This window comes from Empedobacter sp. GD03739 (genome assembly GCF_029843245.1).
In the GTDB taxonomy this organism is placed as follows: domain Bacteria; phylum Bacteroidota; class Bacteroidia; order Flavobacteriales; family Weeksellaceae; genus Empedobacter; species Empedobacter falsenii_B.
In genome coordinates, this window is record NZ_JAOCHX010000015.1 from 47,260 (window position 1) to 65,193 (window position 17,934).

The following is a 17,934-nucleotide window of genomic DNA, read 5'->3' on the forward strand; positions in this document are numbered from 1 at the left end:
AAGCTAAATCATTTTTCTTTTTTAAAACGGAATTTGAAGTTTGAGCAGCTTATTTTGATTTCTTGTTTTAATCATTTTTTTCAAATCATTTTGACTTGATTTTTTAGTTTAAACTTTTGAAATCAATCATCAACTAAAGTTTCAAATTCAGGTTTTAAGCAAGTTTTTGATCTTATTTCAAATTTATTTCTACGAAATAAACTTTCTATTCGAAAAGAAAACTTTTTAGCTTTTTTTGTTTCCAATGGTGCCCTTTCGGGCGATAAAAAACAGATTAAAAGTCTGATTTTAATGATTACTCTAACCAACTGAGTTATTTCAGTTTACTGAAAGTAGGAATCGAACCTACGACCCATCATTAATGATTGCTATACCGCTTAGCTATTCCAATCGAAATTGAAAATGGGATTCGAACCCATGTGCATCATTGGGATTTTAATTATTCAGAATAGAAGTGATGAAGCATTTTCTACTACAATGCTATACTGAAACATTTGTCAAGGAACAATTAAAATCGTTTGGTTGTTAAACCTTTGACAAAGTTGGAGTAGAAGTGTGCGAATGAATTGCGCAATAAAATATTTTTTCGAAATAATTTGTAAATGATGATGAATAGAGGATTTTATATTGAAAATATTTTGAATAAAAGTTGAAATAAAAATTTCTACGCAAATAGATTGCGTACTTTGAATTGAAATTTGTAGTATTGAACAAAGAAATCAACCATGGCAACCAATAAAATTGCATTAATACGTTATCAAACGATTGATAAATGTCTTCAAAATCATTTCAGAAAATGGACATTAGAAGATTTGATAGAAAAAGTTTCGGAAGCTTTGTATGAATATGAAGGAATAACTTCTGGTGTTTCGAAACGTACAATTCAGGGCGACATTCAGGTGATGCGAAGTGATAAATTGGGTTATAATGCGCCAATTGTTGTTCGAGAAAAAAAGTTTTATGAATATGAAGATCATGACTATTCGATTCATAATTCACCAGTTTCTTCTGCTGATTTAGATAAAATGAAAGAAGTGATTTCGGTAATGAAACAATTGAATGGGTTTAATTATTTTGATGATATGAACGAGATTATTACGCGTCTCGAAAATAATTTATCCAAACAAACGCATCAACAACCAAATTATATTCAGTTTGAGGAAAATCCATTGTTAAAAGGTTTGGAGCATTTGAATCGATTGTATCAAGCAATAGTGAAGAAGCAACCTCTGTTGATTTCTTATCAATCATTCAAAGCAAAAAATCAAGAACCAAAACAACAAGTTTATTATCCGTATTTGTTGAAAGAATACCGTAATCGCTGGTTTTTATTGGCTAAATCGAGAAAAGATAAAAATTTGTATACGTTGGCTTTGGATAGAATTGTTGAGTTTTATGAATTGGCAAATGAACCTTTTGTAGATGAGCAAGAAATTAATTTTGATACGTATTATAACAATGCGATTGGCGTAACGAAAAGTGTGAAAGAAAGGGAGCAGCGTGTTGTTTTTCGTGTGAATAAAAAATTAGCGCCCTATGTGGTGACAAAACCAATTCATGCGACGCAAAAAGTGTTGGAAGTGACGGACGAAGGAACTTTATTTTCGATAGAAGTTGTACATAATTTTGAGTTGGAACGAGAACTTTTAGGATTTGGAGAAGAAATAGAAATTCTTGCTCCAAGATTAGTGAAAAAAAGAATCAAAACACGATTAGAAAAAGCATTAGAAAAATATAAAAAATAGAATTTCTTTCATACATTTAATTCATTAAAAACTAACTTAAATGATATGGAATAAAAGAATAATGACACTTTTGAGTGTCTTTTTATTAATCTTCTCGACAAGTTTGTTTGCACAGAAAGCGAGTGATTCTGTGAAAAAATATATCTATTTAACTTTTGATGATGGACCTTTGAATGGAAGTGAAAATATTGATGAGGTTTTCAAAAATGAGAAGTTAAAAGTGACTGTTTTTCTTGTTGGAGAACATGTGGAGAAAAATAAAACAATGACGGATTATTTTAAATATTACGAAGATAATCCTTACATCGAAGAATGTAATCATAGTTGGACGCATGCGAATGATCAGTACAAAAAGTTTTATAGTAACGAGCAAACGTCGGTTGAGGATATTTTGAAAAACCAATCGATACTAAAATTACAAGATAAAATTGTTCGTTTACCAGGAAGAAACATGTGGAGATTGGACGGAAAATCGAAGAATGATGGAGCTTCTGGTGTACAAACGGCTGATGGTTTAGCAAAGTTGGGTTATAAAGTTATTGGTTGGGATTTGGAATGGACGCATCATGGAAAAGATGGAACACCGGTGCAATCTGTTCAAGCGATTTATAAACAAATTGTTAATCAATTAGAATCGAATAAAACCTTTACAAATAATAATATAGTTGTGTTAATTCATGATGAGATGTTTCAGAATAAATGGGAAGAGTCCGAATTGAAACAATTGGTTGATCTTCTTAAAAAACATGATAACTATATTTTTGAGCAAATAAAATTTTATCCTCAATAAAACTTTTATAAAATACAAAAGCTGTCCAAAATTAGACAGCTTTTTATATGTAGTAATTTGTATAAATTAGTCTCCCATCATTCCTCCAACTAAAGAATTGACAATTGCTAAAACAATACCAAATAATAATGCGTACCAGAATCCGTCAACATGGAAACTGTCTCCCATAATTGCGCTTGCTAATAAGATAATAATTGCTGTAATCACAAAAGAAAATAAACCTAATGTTAAGATTGTTACAGGTAAACTAATAATGTTTAAAATTGGTTTTACAACAGCATTTAAAAGTCCGATAACAAGTGCAACAATAATCGCAGAACCATATCCTTTTACAGATACTCCAGGTAAAATGTTAGCAAGTCCGAAAACAACTAATGCTGATACCAAAAGATTAATAATAAAGCCCATAATTTGTATTTTTTAGATTAATATATCTAAATTAAAATCAAAAGCTTTGCCAAATTGTTAAAAATTTTAATAAAAATAAAAAAAGCTCAGAAATTTCTGAGCTTTAGTATTATTGTATTGAGAAGATATTCTTTTTATAATTGTTCAAAAAGATATTTCATGTTGACTTCTTTGTCGATAATTTGAGCTAACTCATTAATATTAACACGTTTTTGCTCCATTGTATCACGGTAACGTAAAGTAACAGAATTATCGTTTAATGAATCGTGGTCAACAGTGATACAGAAAGGTGTTCCAATCGCATCCATACGACGGTAACGTTTACCGATAGTATCTTTTTCTTCGTACATTACGTTGTAATCTAAACGTAATTTCTTCAAAATTTCTTTCGCTAATTCTGGTAAACCATCTTTCTTTACCAATGGTAAAACAGCAGCTTTAATTGGCGCTAATGCAGCTGGTAAAGATAATACAACACGTTCTGATCCATCTTCTAAAACTTCTTCTTTCAATGAATTTGAGAAAACTGCTAAGAACATACGATCCAAACCTACAGAAGTTTCTACCACGTAAGGTGTGTACGATTCGTTTGTTTCGTTATCGAAATATTGAATTTTTTTACCTGAATGTTGTTCGTGAGCTTTCAAATCGAAATCTGTACGAGAGTGAATTCCTTCTAATTCTTTGAATCCGAATGGGAATTTAAACTCAATATCAGCAGCAGCATTTGCATAGTGCGCTAACTTTTCGTGGTCGTGGAAACGGTAATTATCATTTCCTAAACCTAATGTTTGGTGCCAACGTAAACGTGTTTCTTTCCATTTTTCGTACCAATCTAACTCTGTTCCTGGTTTTACGAAAAATTGCATTTCCATTTGTTCAAACTCACGTTGACGGAAAATAAATTGACGTGCAACAATCTCATTACGGAAAGCTTTACCAATCTGAGCAATTCCGAAAGGTAATTTCATACGTCCAGATTTTTGTACGTTCAAGTAATTTAAGAAAATACCTTGAGCCGTTTCTGGGCGCAAATATAAATCCATTGCCTGATCAGCTGTTGCACCTAATTTTGTTCCGAACATCAAGTTGAATTGACGAACTTCTGTCCAGTTTTTAGAACCAGTTACAGGATCAGCAATTTCTAATTCTTCAATCAAAGCTTTTACATCATCTAAATCTTCGTTTTCCAAAGATTTTCCCATGCGCGCTAAAATTGTATTGATTTGATTTTGATATTCTACAACACGAGGATTTGTCGCAACAAATTGATCTTTATCAAAAGCATCACCGAAACGTTTTGCAGCTTTTGCAACTTCTTTCTCGATTTTACCTTCAATTTTTGCACAATGATCTTCAATTAAAACATCGGCACGGTAACGTTTTTTAGAATCTTTGTTATCAATCAAAGGATCATTAAACGCGTCAACGTGGCCCGAAGCTTTCCAAGTAGTAGGGTGCATAAAAATAGCAGAATCAATGCCGACAATATTTTCGTGCATTTGTACCATTGCTTTCCACCAATATTGTTTGATGTTATTTTTTAGCTCAGCTCCGTTTTGACCATAATCGTAAACGGCTGATAATCCATCATAAATCTCACTCGACTGAAAAATGAAACCATATTCTTTCGCATGAGAAACTACTTTCTTGAAAATATCTTCTGACATAATTAATTGTGTGTTCTTATTTAAAGTGCAATTTTAGTGATTTTTGATGACTATTGAGGTATATTTTGATAAAATCGTAAGGCTTTAATCGCTTATTCTATTTTTTGAGAAGATTATTAACAAAATGATTGATTTTACTATTCGAGTTATTTCAATTTCAATCAAAAAAAACATACTTTTAAATCATAAAAAAAAGATAACCCTATGAAAAAAATTATTCTTCCTGTTCTATTATTAAGTTTTGTTACAAGTTGTAATTCTAATAATTCATCTAGTTCATCAACAGAAAATAAAATTGAAAGTGAAGTGAAAGATTCGGTTAAAGAATCGGATGTTAATTATAATGTTGCGCTTGATTTTATGAATAATTATGTTGATTATATCATGGATACAATTGGAAAAATAAACGAAGATGAGTATATCAAGCAAAATGAATTATTGACGCAAAGTTTTAAAGATCGATACAAATTTGTGCAAGATTCTGCTTTTAAAGTTAAGCCAGAAGTTGGGTTGGATTTTGATCCGATTGTCGATGGACAAGATTTTCCTGATAAAGGATTTAAAATAAAATCGATTGATAAAGCAACAGGTTTAGTGACTTTGCAAGGGATAGATTGGCAAAATTTTGAAGTTGTTTTGAAAATTGTTAACGAAAACGATAAATCGTTGGTAAATGGTTCTGGGATTATTAATATTCCGACGAACAAACAGGCAAGAAGATAAAGTGATGAAAACTGAAAATTCTATAAGAAACTTTGAAAATGATATAAATTTCAGTTTGTTTTGATTTGAATTTTTTGTTTATTTTTGTCCAACATGAAAATGCAACATTACATAAAGTATGTTTTGTCGGTGGTTTTGATTTTTTCAAATCTTAGCTACGCATTTTCTATGCATTTTTGTCAAGGAGTGGTGGAGCAAGTGAAGTTGAATCATTTGGATAATAATTCGCACGAAATGGGAGTTTCTACTTCGTGTTGTCCTCCAAAAACAGAAAAAAAACATTGCGAATTACCGGAAAACAATAAATCTAAAAAAGATGATTGCTGTAAGGATATTTCATATTCGGATAAGTTTGTAGAAAAGCAAACTGTCAAAATTCAAAAACTTATTCCGATTAGTTTTATAGTTTCTGAAATTCTTCAAATTAGAATTCCGATTCAAGATGAAGAGGTGAGCAATCAATCTAGTTTCCTTGATTTTTATGTTGCGTCAAATGCACCGCCAAATTATATACTCAATTCTCAGTTAACATTTTACGAAGGGTAATACCCGTTTATTTTTTGATTAAATTAATCAGAAAACAATACGCTATTATCTAAATATTAAAGTATTTGATGAAAATCTAATCAACAAGTACACAATAATAAATAGGCATTGAGCCTTAAATCGTAAAAATGAAAAAAATATTCACTTCAGTATTTATACTAAGTGCTGCGTTTTCTTACGCACAATCTACTTTAAAAGGAAAAATTACAGATCAAAATCAACAACCAATCGTTGGAGCAGAAGTGTTTTGGCAATCGTCAGATATTACTGTTATTACAGATGAAAAAGGAAACTTTGAGATCGAAAATTATCAACCAACCTCAATTTTAGGTGTTTTTTATGACAATGAAACAACAACTTTTAAGGAATTAAAAGACGAATTTCAGAATATCACCATCAATGTAAAAGATCATTTTGGGGATACTTCGTTGAATGAAGTTGTGGTTCGTGATACAAGTAGTTCGCTTAAAAAATCGAAGTTTGCAACCAATATGACGACAATGACTGGAAAAGAATTGTTGAAAGCAGCATGTTGTAATTTAGCTGAATCTTTCGAGACAAATCCTTCTATTGATGTCAATTTTTCGGATGCTGTGACAGGAAATAAGCAAATTAAAATGTTAGGTTTAACCTCTCCTTATATTTTGATTGCAGAAGAAAATATACCAAATGTTCGTGGAGCTTCTCAAGCTTTTGGGCTTAGTTTTACGCCAGGAACTTGGGTAGAAAGTATTCAGGTGACGAAAGGTGCTGGAACGGTGATTAATGGTTACGAAAGTATTTCTGGGCAGATTAATACAGAATTAATAAAACCTTCAAATGATATTCCGTTGTTTGTGAATCTTTATGGTTCGACAGATTCTCGTTTTGAAGGAAATGTGCATTTGAACAAAAAATTGAATGATAAATGGAGTACTTCTTTGTTTATGCATGGAAATGCACGCGTTTCGAAGAATGATATGAACGATGATGGATTTTTAGATAATCCGCTTGGACACCAAGTTAATGTAATGAATCGTTGGCAATATCAAAACTTAGAAAAAGGTTGGGTCGGATTTTTATCTGCAAGATATTTGAATGATACAAAACAAGCAGGACAAGTTGATTTTGATAAAGATCGTGATAAATTAACAACAAATTATTGGGGGTCAGAAATCAATACAAATCGTGTGGATGTTTCGTCAAAAATTGGGTATGTTTTTCCAGAAATGCCTTATCAAAGTATGGGATTACAAACGGCGTTTAGCTATCATAAACAAGATTCTTACTTTGGATTGAATCAATATGATATCGAACAACAAAGTTTTTATGCCAATTATATTTTTAGTTCGATTATTAGCAATACAAAAAATAAATTCTCTACAGGAGCTAGTTTTACATACGATAAATTCAAGGAATTTGTAGCGCTTCCAACGGATGCGAATTATGATCGAATTGATAATTCTGCAGGAGCATTTTTCGAATATACGTTTGATAATATGAAGAATTTCAATATGATTGCTGGGCTTCGTGGAGATTATCATAATCGAATGGGCTTTTTCTTGACACCGCGTTTGCATACGCGTTATATGCCAGTAAAAGGAACAACAATAAAAGCGTCGGTTGGTCGCGGAAAACGAATCAATAATATATTTGCAGAAAATCAGAATTTATTTGCATCTTCAAGACAATTTAATATTCTGGGCGATGGAAATGGAAAAATATATGGTTTAGATCCAGAAATTGCATGGAATTATGGATTTAGCGTAACACAAGAATTTAAATTATTTGGTAAAAATGCAGATGTTACAGCAGATTTTTATCGAACAGATTTTCAAAATCAAATCGTAACTGATATCGATTATTTGGCTCGTCAAGTAAGATTTTATAATTTAGAAGGAGATTCGTATGCAAATTCGTTCCAATTTGATTTTAATTATAATCCATTCACAAATTTCAAAATTAGAGCATCTTATAAATATTACGATATCGCAACAGATTATGAAAAAGGAAAATTAGAACGTCCGTTGCAAGCGAAACATCGTTTCTTTACAAATTTAGAATACGAAACACGCGAAAGAAATGGTAAAAATTGGCGTTTTGATGCAACGTATAATTGGATTGGAAAACAGCGTTTACCAAATACATCAGATAATTTACCAGAAAATCAGTTGAATGAATATTCGAATCCATTTGGGACAATTAATTTCCAGATTACACGTGTTTTTTCAAAACGTTTTGAAGTATATATTGGAGGAGAAAATGTAACGAATTATCAACAACATCGCGTAATTTTAGGAGCAGATAATCCTTTTGGTTCAAATTTCGATAGTTCGATTGTTTATGCGCCAATTTTTGGACAAATGTATTACGCTGGATTAAGATTTAGTTTAAAATAAAAATCATAAAAAATATAAAATAATGAAAAAATTATTAGCCTTTGCTTTGGTTGCGACTTTAGGAATTAGCGCACAAGCACAAAATAAAAATGCAAAACACGATTTACACGTTAAAGGAAATTGTAGGCAATGCAAAGATCGTATAGAAAAAGCAGCTTATGGTGTAAAAGGTGTAAAATCTGCTGAATGGGATAGTAATACGCAAAATTTACATATTATATTGAATGAGAAAAAGAGTAAAGTGGATGATGTAGAAAACGCTGTAGTAGCGGTTGGTCACGATACTGATAATAAACGTGCAGAAGAAAAAGTGTACGGAAATTTACCTTCTTGTTGTTCATATGATCGTGAAGGTTCAGCTGGGGAAGCTAACACGCATAGTCATTAAAAGATTTTAAAATACAAAAAAGGGATTTCAATTAGAAATCCCTTTTTTGTTTATAAGATGTTAATAGTTTAAAAATGAAAATTTTATTTTTAACTTTTAGTTAACATTAACATTCTATATTTATGGCTTTCCTTTTTTGGAAAGAAACAAATAAATTAATTGAAGTGAAAATAGGTCAAATTGTAGAAATTCCAAAAAATTCTTCTATTTATAATATGGAAAAACCATCTTTTCAATCAAAAGAAGAAGAACTTTCTTGGAAGGTAAACCAAAGAAATTATTCTTTGTTTGATGGTTTTATTGTGGGAGAACATACTGGAATAGAAAAATTTGAAATAGGACAACGAAAAGGTTTAAATGTTAGCGGAAAAGAATTTCCGGTTTATGTGATTGGAATTGATGAACGCGAAAACAGAATTTTTATAGGACAAGGAAAAAATCATCCAGGCCTTTTTACAGATGTATTCTTTTTTGAAGAACAAAATATAAGTTGGTTAGAAAAACCATTTTTAATCAATGAAATAGAAGCTAATGTTGCATCTACATATTTGAAAGAAGAAATAAATGCGAGGTTTTATCAATTTGGAAAAATCTATTTTTTGGAGTTCGAAAAACAAATTCCTTTGATAATGAAAAATTACACATTAAGGCTTTCTTATGAAAACAAGGAAGTTATACTATTAAACAAATAATTGTTATTAAAATGAAATTGAAATTTACTTTTTTATCATTTGCTTTAGCATTATTCGCACAAGCTCAAAAAGCACCTGCGTATTATTCAAGCATTAATTTTAGTAAAACGAAGAATGAGTTGAAAAATGATTTTGCTAAATTAATTACTGATACTCATAAGCAAAATGTTTCTTATTCAGAAGGTTTGAAAAATTTATTTCAAACAAGTGATGCCGATCCTCAAAATCCATCTAATTTATTGTTGATTTATGGATCTCAGAGTTCTGGTACACATCAAAGAAGTCGTGCTTTTTCAGGATCTTGGAATAGAGAGCATGTTTATGCAAAATCTAAAGGAACACCAAATTTAGGAACTTCTGGACCTGGATCAGATGGACATCATTTACGTCCTGCTGATGTCACATTGAATAGTACTCGTGGAAGTTTGCTTTTTGATGATGGAGTAGGAGCAATGGCAATGAAAACGAGTCGTGGTGGTTGGTATCCAGGTGATGAATGGAAAGGAGATGTTGCGAGAATTTTAATGTATATGTATGTACGTTATGACAAACGAACTTTACCTCTTAACATTACTTTTGGACCAAGTACATATTCATCAGATTTCCCTGATATTCTTTTGAAATGGAATGTAGAAGATCCTGTTTCGCAATTTGAAATTCAAAGAAATAATGTTGTAGCGAATGTTCAAGGAAATAGAAATCCGTTTATTGATAATCCATATTTAGCAACTGTTATTTGGGGAGGTCCTAAAGCGCAAAATAATTGGCCAGAATCTTTTGGTGAAGGAGGAGGTTCTGAAGAGGATACTGAAAAACCTACTGTGCCAACAAATTTAGCTTCAACAACGATTACATCATCAAGTGTGTCGTTAACTTGGACAGCTTCTAGAGATAATGTAGGTGTTAATAAATATGATATTTATGTAGACAATACATATAATACAACTGTTTATAGTAATAACGGAACAGTTTCTGGATTAAATCCTTCGACAACTTATTCTTTTTATGTTGTAGCAAAAGATGTAGCTGGAAATAAATCGGATAATAGTACTGTAATTCAAGTAACAACAAAAGAATCTAATATAGGAGGAGGTTCAGGAGAAGGAACAAGCTGTGGAACAGAGGATTTTGAAAATATTCCATCTACAGGAAGTACACCTCCAGCATCATCTTATACAGATAGAACTTGGTCGAATAGAGGAATTGTGTGGACTGCAATAAATGCAAGAACAGACAAACAAATTTATATCGATGGAGATAGTAATAAAGCAATTTGTATTAGAAAAGGAAATTTAAAATCATCTACAATTTCTGGAGGAATAGGTTCTTTATCAGTAAAAACATATCTTCCTTTTGCAGATTCTGATGGATTTTATACATTAAAAATTAATGGAGAAGTAAAAGGACAAATACCTTATTCTAAAACAGCTAAAACAACAAAAATTGATAATATTAATGTTGAAGGAGATGTTGTAATTGAGTTGATAGATGAAACTTCAAATAACCGTGTTTCTTTTGATAATTTATCATGGACTTGTTACGAAAGATTAGCAACAGATGAGGTTAAAAAACAAAATAATAAATTAGTTATTTATCCTAATCCAGTTAAAAATCATGAATTTGTTGTCAATGGAATTGAAAATAAAGAAACTATTCAAATTTTTACTATCAATGGACAATTAGTCCAAACAATTCAAAATGTAACAAATAACTCTAAAGTTAAATTGAATAAATTAACAAAAGGTGTTTATATTATTAAAACGAAAAATCAATCTAATAAGATTATTGTAGATTAAAAAAATATCATCTTAATGATAAACAAAAAAAATCCATCTCATTTGAGATGGATTTTTTTGTTATATATTTTTCAATTACTGAAACATATCTTTTACACGTTCAAAGAATGATTTTTCATTTTTCGAAGGTTCTGGTGAGAAATGATCATCGTCTCTCATTTTTTCAAAATACGCTTCTTGATCTTTCGATAAATGAGTTGGTGTCCAAATGTTAACATGCACAAATAAATCACCTTTTCCGTAACCGTTCAAATCTGGTAAACCTTGACCTTTTAAACGTAATACTTTTCCTGATTGAGTTCCTTTGTCAATTTTAATTTTTACTTTTCCATTAACCGTCGGAATTTCTTTAGAAGCACCTAAAACAGCATCTGGGATAGAAATATACAAATCAAAATGTAAGTTGTTTCCATCACGTTTCAAAGTGTCGTGTTCTTCTTCTTCAATCAAAACAAGTAAATCACCAGGAATACCATCAAAAGGCGCATCGTTACCTTTTCCACGAACTTGCAATTGAATTCCTTCTCTTGCTCCAGCAGGAATTTTAAGATCGATTGTTTCCTCAACTTTGATTAATCCTTGATTATTTGCTCCCGAAGGAATTTTGTCTGCAACTTTTCCTACTCCTTGACAAGTTCCACAAGTTGTAGCAGTTTGCATTTGTCCTAAAAATGTGTTGGTAACACGGACTTGTTGTCCAGAACCGCCACAAGATGGACATGTTTTAGATGTAACGCCATCTGCTTGTTTAAAACGTTTAACTTTTACTTTCTTTTCGCAACCGTTAACCATTTCTTCTAAGTTCAATTTTACGCGAATACGCAAATCAGAACCTTTCATTCGACGTGGACCACGAGATTGACCTCCAAATCCACCACCGAATCCTCCGCCTCCAAAGATATCGCCGAAATGAGAGAAAATATCTTCCATATTCATTCCGCCGCCACCGCCGAATCCTCCGCCCATTCCTGCATGTCCGAATTGGTCGTAACGTGCACGTTTGTTGTCGTCGCTTAAAACTTCGTAAGCTTCTGCAGCTTCTTTAAATTTATCTTCTGCCTCTTTGTCACCAGGATTTTTGTCAGGGTGATATTTGATGGCAAGTTTACGATAGGCTTTCTTGATATGCTCTGATGTTGCAGATCTTTCGACCTGCAATATTTCGTAATAATCTCTTTTTGATGACATTTTCTTAATCTAAATTATAATCCAACAACAACTTTCGCGTAGCGAACTACCACATCATTTAATAAATAACCCGTTTCTACAACGTCTACAATTTTTCCTTTTAAATCCTCCGTTGGAGCAGGAATTTGAGTAATTGCTTCGTGTAAATCAGTATTGAAATCGTCTCCAGCTTTAGTCTCCATTTCTTTCAAACCTTTTGCACGTAACGTTTCTACTAATTTATTATTGATTAATTCAACACCTTGATGTAAGCTGTCGTCTCCTGACTTTTCAATTTGATTTAAAGCGCGTCCAAAATCATCTAAAACAGGTAATAAAGATGTAATAACTTCTTTATTTGCCGTCTTGAAAATGTCCATACGTTCGCGCGAAGTACGTTTTTTGAAGTTGTCAAACTCTGCAAATAAACGTAAATATTGGTCTTTTTCTTTTGCTAATTGTTCCTTAACAATTTCTAATTCTGACTTTCCAGCAGTTTCTTCTTGTGGTTGTTCTACAGTGTTATCACTCTCTTGAACGTTTTCTTGAAGATTCTCGTTCTCTAATTCTTCGTGTATATTTTGGTCAGACATATTCTTATTAGTTTTTTTGTTTCTGATTGAATCAAATAGTTTGCCAATGCCCATTATGTGTCGTTTTGTCAGATTTTAAATAAAAAAGAAGCACTTCTGTCGTTAGAAGTGCTTCGGTAAATGTATAAAGTTTTTTTGATTTGAGTTTTAGTAGAATTAAATTTCGTCACTTCGAGTGATTTTCAAAGAAAATTGTATCGAGAAGTTAGATGAAATAATATTTTCTTATTTATCAAAGTGTTATTCTAAACTTGTTTCAGAAACACATCTTGCGAGTTTTACTTTGAGGATGCGAAGTTGAAATGAATTCAACTTGACATTATAAGGATAAAAAATTATCTTAAAACTTAAAATTAATCTTTCCATTCAAGAAACGTCCTGTCAAATAATTTGGCATTGTGTAAACTGCACTCGAATTTACGTCGCGAATCCATGAATTACTGATTTCGTTTTTAATATCAAACACATTGAAAACATCTACACCAATCGAAATTTCTTTGAAATTACTCCAGAATGTTCCTTTTGATGGTTTCAATTCTTTTTGATTAATAATTTCTTTCACAAAACCAATGTCAACACGTTTGTAATCTGTCAACGTTGTTTGGTATTGGTAAGGATCTGCAAATTGTGGTGCTCCGTTTGGTAAACCAGAAGCATAAATCAAATTTACATTCACTTTGAAAGATGGTAAAAACTCCATATAATCTTGGAAAAATGCAGATAATTTGAAACGCGGATCTGTTGGTAATGGAATATTTCCTCTGTCATCAATATTTTGATAAGCGCGCGCATACGAAGCCGAGAACCAAGAATCGATTCCTGGAACAAACTGCCCAAATAAATGCATGTCAAGTCCATACGCATAACCTTTGGAGTTGTTATCTGCCGTATAACGAATTCTTACATTGTCTACATAATACGGATTCAAATCGTTTAAGATTTTGTAATAAACCTCAGTTGTTAATTTGAACGGACGATCCATCCATTTGAATTCGTAATCGTTTCCAAATATAAAATGAATTGATTGTTGCGATTTTACTTTATCATTCAAAGAACCATCTAAACGACGAATTTCGCGATAGAAGGGAGGTTGATAATAAATACCTGTCGAAAAACGGAACAACATATCGCTTTCCCAATCTGGTTTAACAGCGATTTGAGCACGAGGCGAAACAGTTGTTTCTTCGTTAAAATCCCAATAAGCTGCACGTACACCAGCGTTGAACATCACTTTCGCATCATTCCACATAAATTTGCTTGTATATTGTGCGTAACCTGAAATACGATTGGTTTTTAAATTATTTTTTGAATTGACATAATAACTTAAATTCAAACCATTTCCTGGATTTGGATTCATAACATATCCTGTCGAATCGATTGCTTGCCATTCACCTAATAAATCACGAATATCTTCTTGTTGAAATTTTGCACCCCACTCAATATCATTGTTTCCATTGATTTTATATTTTCCTTTGTGTTGAATTCCAGCAACCAACGCATCAAAATTATTTCGTGCATGATCGATTTGCGAACCAACATCATTCGTAGAAGTAGCATGGCCTTTTTCGTCTACTTCGGAAATGAAATAAGAACCTTGAATATCAAAATATTCGCGCTCTTTCGAATGATAAGCAAAAAGGTCTAACCCTAAATCTACTTTAGAATTTGGTTGATATGTAAATGATAAACTTCCTGTTTCTGTCGCAAATTTATCATCCTCTTTTCCGTCATAAAAAACAGTTAGCAACAACGGAGTATCCATTGTGTTGATGTACGTATCACGTTTTACAGGAAACATTTCGTAGCGCGAACGTGACATTGTCCCCAAAAATGCAACATTCCATTTATCATTTAATTTATAATTGATATTGGCTTGTACATCGTAATATTCGGGATTGAAATTGGTATCACCTTTTAAGGTATTCAACACTAAATTTCTGTTTTGATAGCGCGCTCCAACAATTGCCGAAAGTTTTTTGTCTTTAGAACCTCCGCCTAATGTCAAACTTCCGCCCATTAAACTTGCTTCTAATTGTCCTTCAAATTTTGTTGGGCGTTTGTAGGTAACATCTAAAACAGAAGACATTTTGTCGCCGTATTTTGCTTCCCAACCACCAGCAGAAAAGTTGATAAATTGCGTCATCGCAGGATTTACAAAACCTAAACCTTCTTGTTCGCCAGAACGAATCAATTGAGGTTTATAAACTTCGATTCCGTTAACGTAAATTAAATTTTCGTCATAATTTCCTCCGCGAACCATATATTGCGAACTTAATTCTGTATTCGAATTTACGAAAGGCAATGTTTTCAATAAATCGGCAACTCCGCCAGTCAAACTTGGTCCTTGTTGCATTTGCGCAGCACTCAAAACGGTACTTTGCAAAGGTTTATTTTTATTGGATTGAAAAGAAATAGTTGCTTCACCTAATTCGATTGCATTGGTTTGATCAGGAACTAATTGAACAAAAATCTCTTTCTTGTTTTTATCTTTTAGCGTAAAAGTTTGTGCAAACGAATGATAACCATTGTTGTTAAAAGTTACGGTAACGGAAGAATTTGATGGAATATCAATTTTGAAATTACCATTTTGATCTGTAAAATAAGATTGATCGTTGACAATAATCTCAGCTTCACTAATTGGAATTCTATTTTCGTCGACAACTTTACCATTAATTTGCGCAGTTTGAGCAAATAAAATTCCACCCAAAAGAGATAAACTTATGGTACTAAGAAATCTTTTTGAATGTTGTAGAGTATGTTGCTGTGTTGTTTTTTTCATCTTTCACGTTTAATTCTAATTGATGGTTGCCAACCGAAATCTGTTCTTTGTTCAAATTAATTGATAATCGTTTAATTTTTTGATCATATTCGGCTAAAACCCACTTACCATCGATATAAGCTTTATAATCTTTTATCCCAGATTGTGCATCATCAATTGTAAATTTGATAATAGCATTAGCTTGAGTAAATTGACTATCTGATTTGATATTTAACGGAGTAATTGTGTTTAGTATTGTCAATTAAAATAGAAAAAACACCAAAATCTTTTGGATTTGCAACAAGCTTTCCATTTTTGAGCTCTGTTGTTAAATAATCTTTTTTCCAAGCACCTCTTTTTTGATATTCGCGTACAATAACAGCTTTGTCCAATTGCGCTGTCGGAATGTCAGCAGTCGGTTCTATTGCTAACGTGTAAGTTTGATGAACTGGCATATAATAATCGCCCACCCAATGTTTACCATTCGAGAATTTATAAGCTAAATCAAAATCTTCATAAAAAATATTTTTAGGGAAAAATATTTCGATTCCATCAGATTTGAAATGATTTTCTTTGTTCCACAACATTGGATTTGTTTCAGGAAGTTTTGCAGAGTCTACAAATGCTTTTCCATTAACTGTAAAAGATTGCGAAGATAAATTTCCTGCATAATCAGAAACGTCAATTTTTACTTTGTACGATTTTCCTTCTTCAAGTTCTAAAATTCCATTGTTTTTTAGATTTGAATACATTCTGACAGGATTCCCATCTTTCACAAATCCTTGATACACCCAACTGTTATTTTTCTGAATATCGCCATAATCGCAAACACTATTTATAGCTCGCGCTTCATCAAACGAAAAACGATTAGAAGTAAACGTATAAATCGGTTCATCATTCACATAAATATTAATTTGATGAACTCCATTGTTATTTTCTGCTCCATTGTGTTTGTCATAGGCTTTTACACCAAAACCTATTGCGCCAGAGGCAGAAATTGTACCTCCATTTACCACAACAACACGATTGGTTTTTTGATTCACATCGCCATAAATTGGATAAGCATATAGGCCTAAAATAGATGGTTTTCGAGTATCAGGTAAATCAAAACCGAAGTAAAAAGGATTAATTGGTTCTTCTGTTTTGGTATCACGAATTTCGAAATGTAAATGTGGACCTCCAGAACCTCCAGAATTTCCAGAAAGAGCAATCAAATCGCCCATTTTTACAGGAAGTTCGTTTGGTTTTGGATGCAATTCTATCTTAAACGTTTCGTTTGCATATTGTTGTTTGCGCACATATTCTTGCAATTCGGGCGTAAATTCTCTCAAATGGGCATAAACAGAAGTATATCCGTTTGGGTGATCGATATAAAGTGCATTTCCATAACCTGTTGGCGAAATATTAATACGAGAAATGTAACCATCACCAATTGCTTTTACTTTCAGACCTTCGCGTTGTTGCGTTTTGATATCAAGTCCAGCATGGAAATGATTGGCACGTAATTCTCCAAAATTTCCAGCCAAATAATTGGTAATTTCTAAAGGATTTTGGAAGATATTTTTTGGATATGTTTCAGATTTTGGTTGTTCTGATCGTTGTCCAAAAACAACAGAACTTAGTAATAAGTTTAGGAAAATTGGCTTAATCACTTTCATTTTTTCTTTTCAATAATTAACAAATCAGTTAAAAGTAAACTAAATCTTTTACAAACCTCCTTAATCTTTTGAATTTCTGAAAATTATTTGGAGATAAATTTTTGTAAAATAAAATTAAATAAATGATTATCAATATTTTGTATTTGTAAAATAATAAACAAGTAAAAGAAAAGGATTTTAGTGAATGATTGAGAAATGATGAAAGTAATTTTAAAATCAAACATAAAAAACATCATCATGAGAAAAATTATTTTAGCACTTTTAATAGTTGTTTCTATCGTAAGTTGTAATGAATACAAAGGTTCAGAAAGTAATGCAGAATTGGCTGCTGATGCGAAAGAAGAAGTTGCGGTTTCTAATGCTGCAAATTTAGAAGTAGAAGGGAAGGTTTTTAAATCGAATGCGTTGATCGAAATGAAAGTAAAAGATGCGATGAAAGATGCGGTTCAAATCGAAGAAAATGCGATTTCGTTGAATGGATTTGTTTTGAATAGTGAAATGATTAATCAAATTTTAGATTCGGATATAGTTGAATTATCTGAAAACATAATATGACAATACTATTTTTCTCTAAATTGCCTATTTATAAGGTTTTATAGAATGTTAAAGTTTCAATTTGAAT

General features: G+C 31.8%; 16 protein-coding genes. 9 read left to right on the top strand and 7 right to left on the bottom strand.

The window, feature by feature from the left end; all coding sequences use genetic code 11:
• Positions 1-725 precede the first annotated feature (725 nt).
• Positions 726-1,745, top strand: coding sequence for a YafY family protein (locus N5E64_RS06785; protein WP_115001268.1), 1,020 nt, complete (start codon positions 726-728; stop codon positions 1,743-1,745).
• A gap of 40 nt (positions 1,746-1,785) precedes the next feature.
• Positions 1,786-2,535: a polysaccharide deacetylase family protein gene (locus N5E64_RS06790; protein WP_115001267.1), complete on the top strand. Its 750-nt coding sequence runs from the start codon at positions 1,786-1,788 to the stop codon at positions 2,533-2,535.
• 66 nt (positions 2,536-2,601) lie between these two features.
• Here N5E64_RS06790 and N5E64_RS06795 read toward each other — a convergent pair whose 3' ends face one another.
• Both N5E64_RS06795 and N5E64_RS06800 read right to left on the bottom strand, forming a co-directional pair.
• On the bottom strand, positions 2,602-2,943 hold the full coding sequence (locus tag N5E64_RS06795; RefSeq protein ID WP_115001266.1) for a phage holin family protein: 342 nt from the start codon (positions 2,941-2,943) through the stop codon (positions 2,602-2,604).
• A gap of 134 nt (positions 2,944-3,077) precedes the next feature.
• Entirely contained in the window at positions 3,078-4,613 is a 1,536-nt protein-coding gene (locus N5E64_RS06800; RefSeq protein WP_125349051.1) for a glycine--tRNA ligase, read from the bottom strand.
• A gap of 204 nt (positions 4,614-4,817) precedes the next feature.
• Here N5E64_RS06800 and N5E64_RS06805 point away from each other — a divergent pair, with 204 nt between their 5' ends.
• From N5E64_RS06805 to N5E64_RS06830, 6 genes are all read left to right on the top strand, one after another.
• Positions 4,818-5,336: a hypothetical protein gene (locus tag N5E64_RS06805; RefSeq protein ID WP_280036573.1), complete on the top strand. Its 519-nt coding sequence runs from the start codon at positions 4,818-4,820 to the stop codon at positions 5,334-5,336.
• A 99-nt stretch (positions 5,337-5,435) separates the two neighbouring features.
• Positions 5,436-5,882: an HYC_CC_PP family protein gene (locus N5E64_RS06810; RefSeq protein WP_125349052.1), complete on the top strand. Its 447-nt coding sequence runs from the start codon at positions 5,436-5,438 to the stop codon at positions 5,880-5,882.
• A gap of 128 nt (positions 5,883-6,010) precedes the next feature.
• Positions 6,011-8,260, top strand: coding sequence for a carboxypeptidase-like regulatory domain-containing protein (locus N5E64_RS06815; protein ID WP_115001260.1), 2,250 nt, complete (start codon positions 6,011-6,013; stop codon positions 8,258-8,260).
• A gap of 22 nt (positions 8,261-8,282) precedes the next feature.
• Positions 8,283-8,648, top strand: coding sequence for a heavy-metal-associated domain-containing protein (locus N5E64_RS06820; protein ID WP_115001258.1), 366 nt, complete (start codon positions 8,283-8,285; stop codon positions 8,646-8,648).
• 122 nt (positions 8,649-8,770) lie between these two features.
• Positions 8,771-9,340, top strand: a complete 570-nt coding sequence (locus N5E64_RS06825) for a tRNA methyl transferase PRC-barrel domain-containing protein (RefSeq protein WP_115001257.1) — start codon at positions 8,771-8,773, stop codon at positions 9,338-9,340.
• An 11-nt stretch (positions 9,341-9,351) separates the two neighbouring features.
• A complete protein-coding gene (locus tag N5E64_RS06830) occupies positions 9,352-11,136 on the top strand; it encodes an endonuclease (RefSeq protein ID WP_280036581.1) in 1,785 nt (594 codons plus the stop codon).
• A 75-nt stretch (positions 11,137-11,211) separates the two neighbouring features.
• Here the strand turns inward: N5E64_RS06830 and dnaJ are convergent, their stop codons facing one another.
• From dnaJ to N5E64_RS06855, 5 genes are all read right to left on the bottom strand, one after another.
• The gene (gene dnaJ, locus N5E64_RS06835) at positions 11,212-12,324 is read right to left on the bottom strand and encodes a molecular chaperone DnaJ (protein WP_280036584.1); all 1,113 of its coding nucleotides are present in this window, start codon (positions 12,322-12,324) and stop codon (positions 11,212-11,214) included.
• 14 nt (positions 12,325-12,338) lie between these two features.
• Positions 12,339-12,896 (bottom strand): nucleotide exchange factor GrpE, encoded by a 558-nt coding sequence (locus tag N5E64_RS06840; protein ID WP_260391935.1) that lies wholly within the window; start codon positions 12,894-12,896, stop codon positions 12,339-12,341.
• Between the two features lie 340 nt (positions 12,897-13,236).
• Positions 13,237-15,675: a carboxypeptidase-like regulatory domain-containing protein gene (locus tag N5E64_RS06845; RefSeq protein WP_280036586.1), complete on the bottom strand. Its 2,439-nt coding sequence runs from the start codon at positions 15,673-15,675 to the stop codon at positions 13,237-13,239.
• Entirely contained in the window at positions 15,623-15,916 is a 294-nt protein-coding gene (locus N5E64_RS06850; RefSeq protein ID WP_280036588.1) for a hypothetical protein, read from the bottom strand. The genes N5E64_RS06845 and N5E64_RS06850 overlap by 53 nt, the downstream gene beginning before the upstream one ends.
• Positions 15,870-17,312 (bottom strand): M23 family metallopeptidase, encoded by a 1,443-nt coding sequence (locus tag N5E64_RS06855; protein WP_280036590.1) that lies wholly within the window; start codon positions 17,310-17,312, stop codon positions 15,870-15,872. The genes N5E64_RS06850 and N5E64_RS06855 overlap by 47 nt, the downstream gene beginning before the upstream one ends.
• A gap of 237 nt (positions 17,313-17,549) precedes the next feature.
• On the opposite strand from N5E64_RS06855, the gene N5E64_RS06860 reads away from it, so the two are divergent.
• Positions 17,550-17,867 (top strand): hypothetical protein, encoded by a 318-nt coding sequence (locus tag N5E64_RS06860; RefSeq protein WP_280036592.1) that lies wholly within the window; start codon positions 17,550-17,552, stop codon positions 17,865-17,867.
• Positions 17,868-17,934 lie beyond the last annotated feature (67 nt).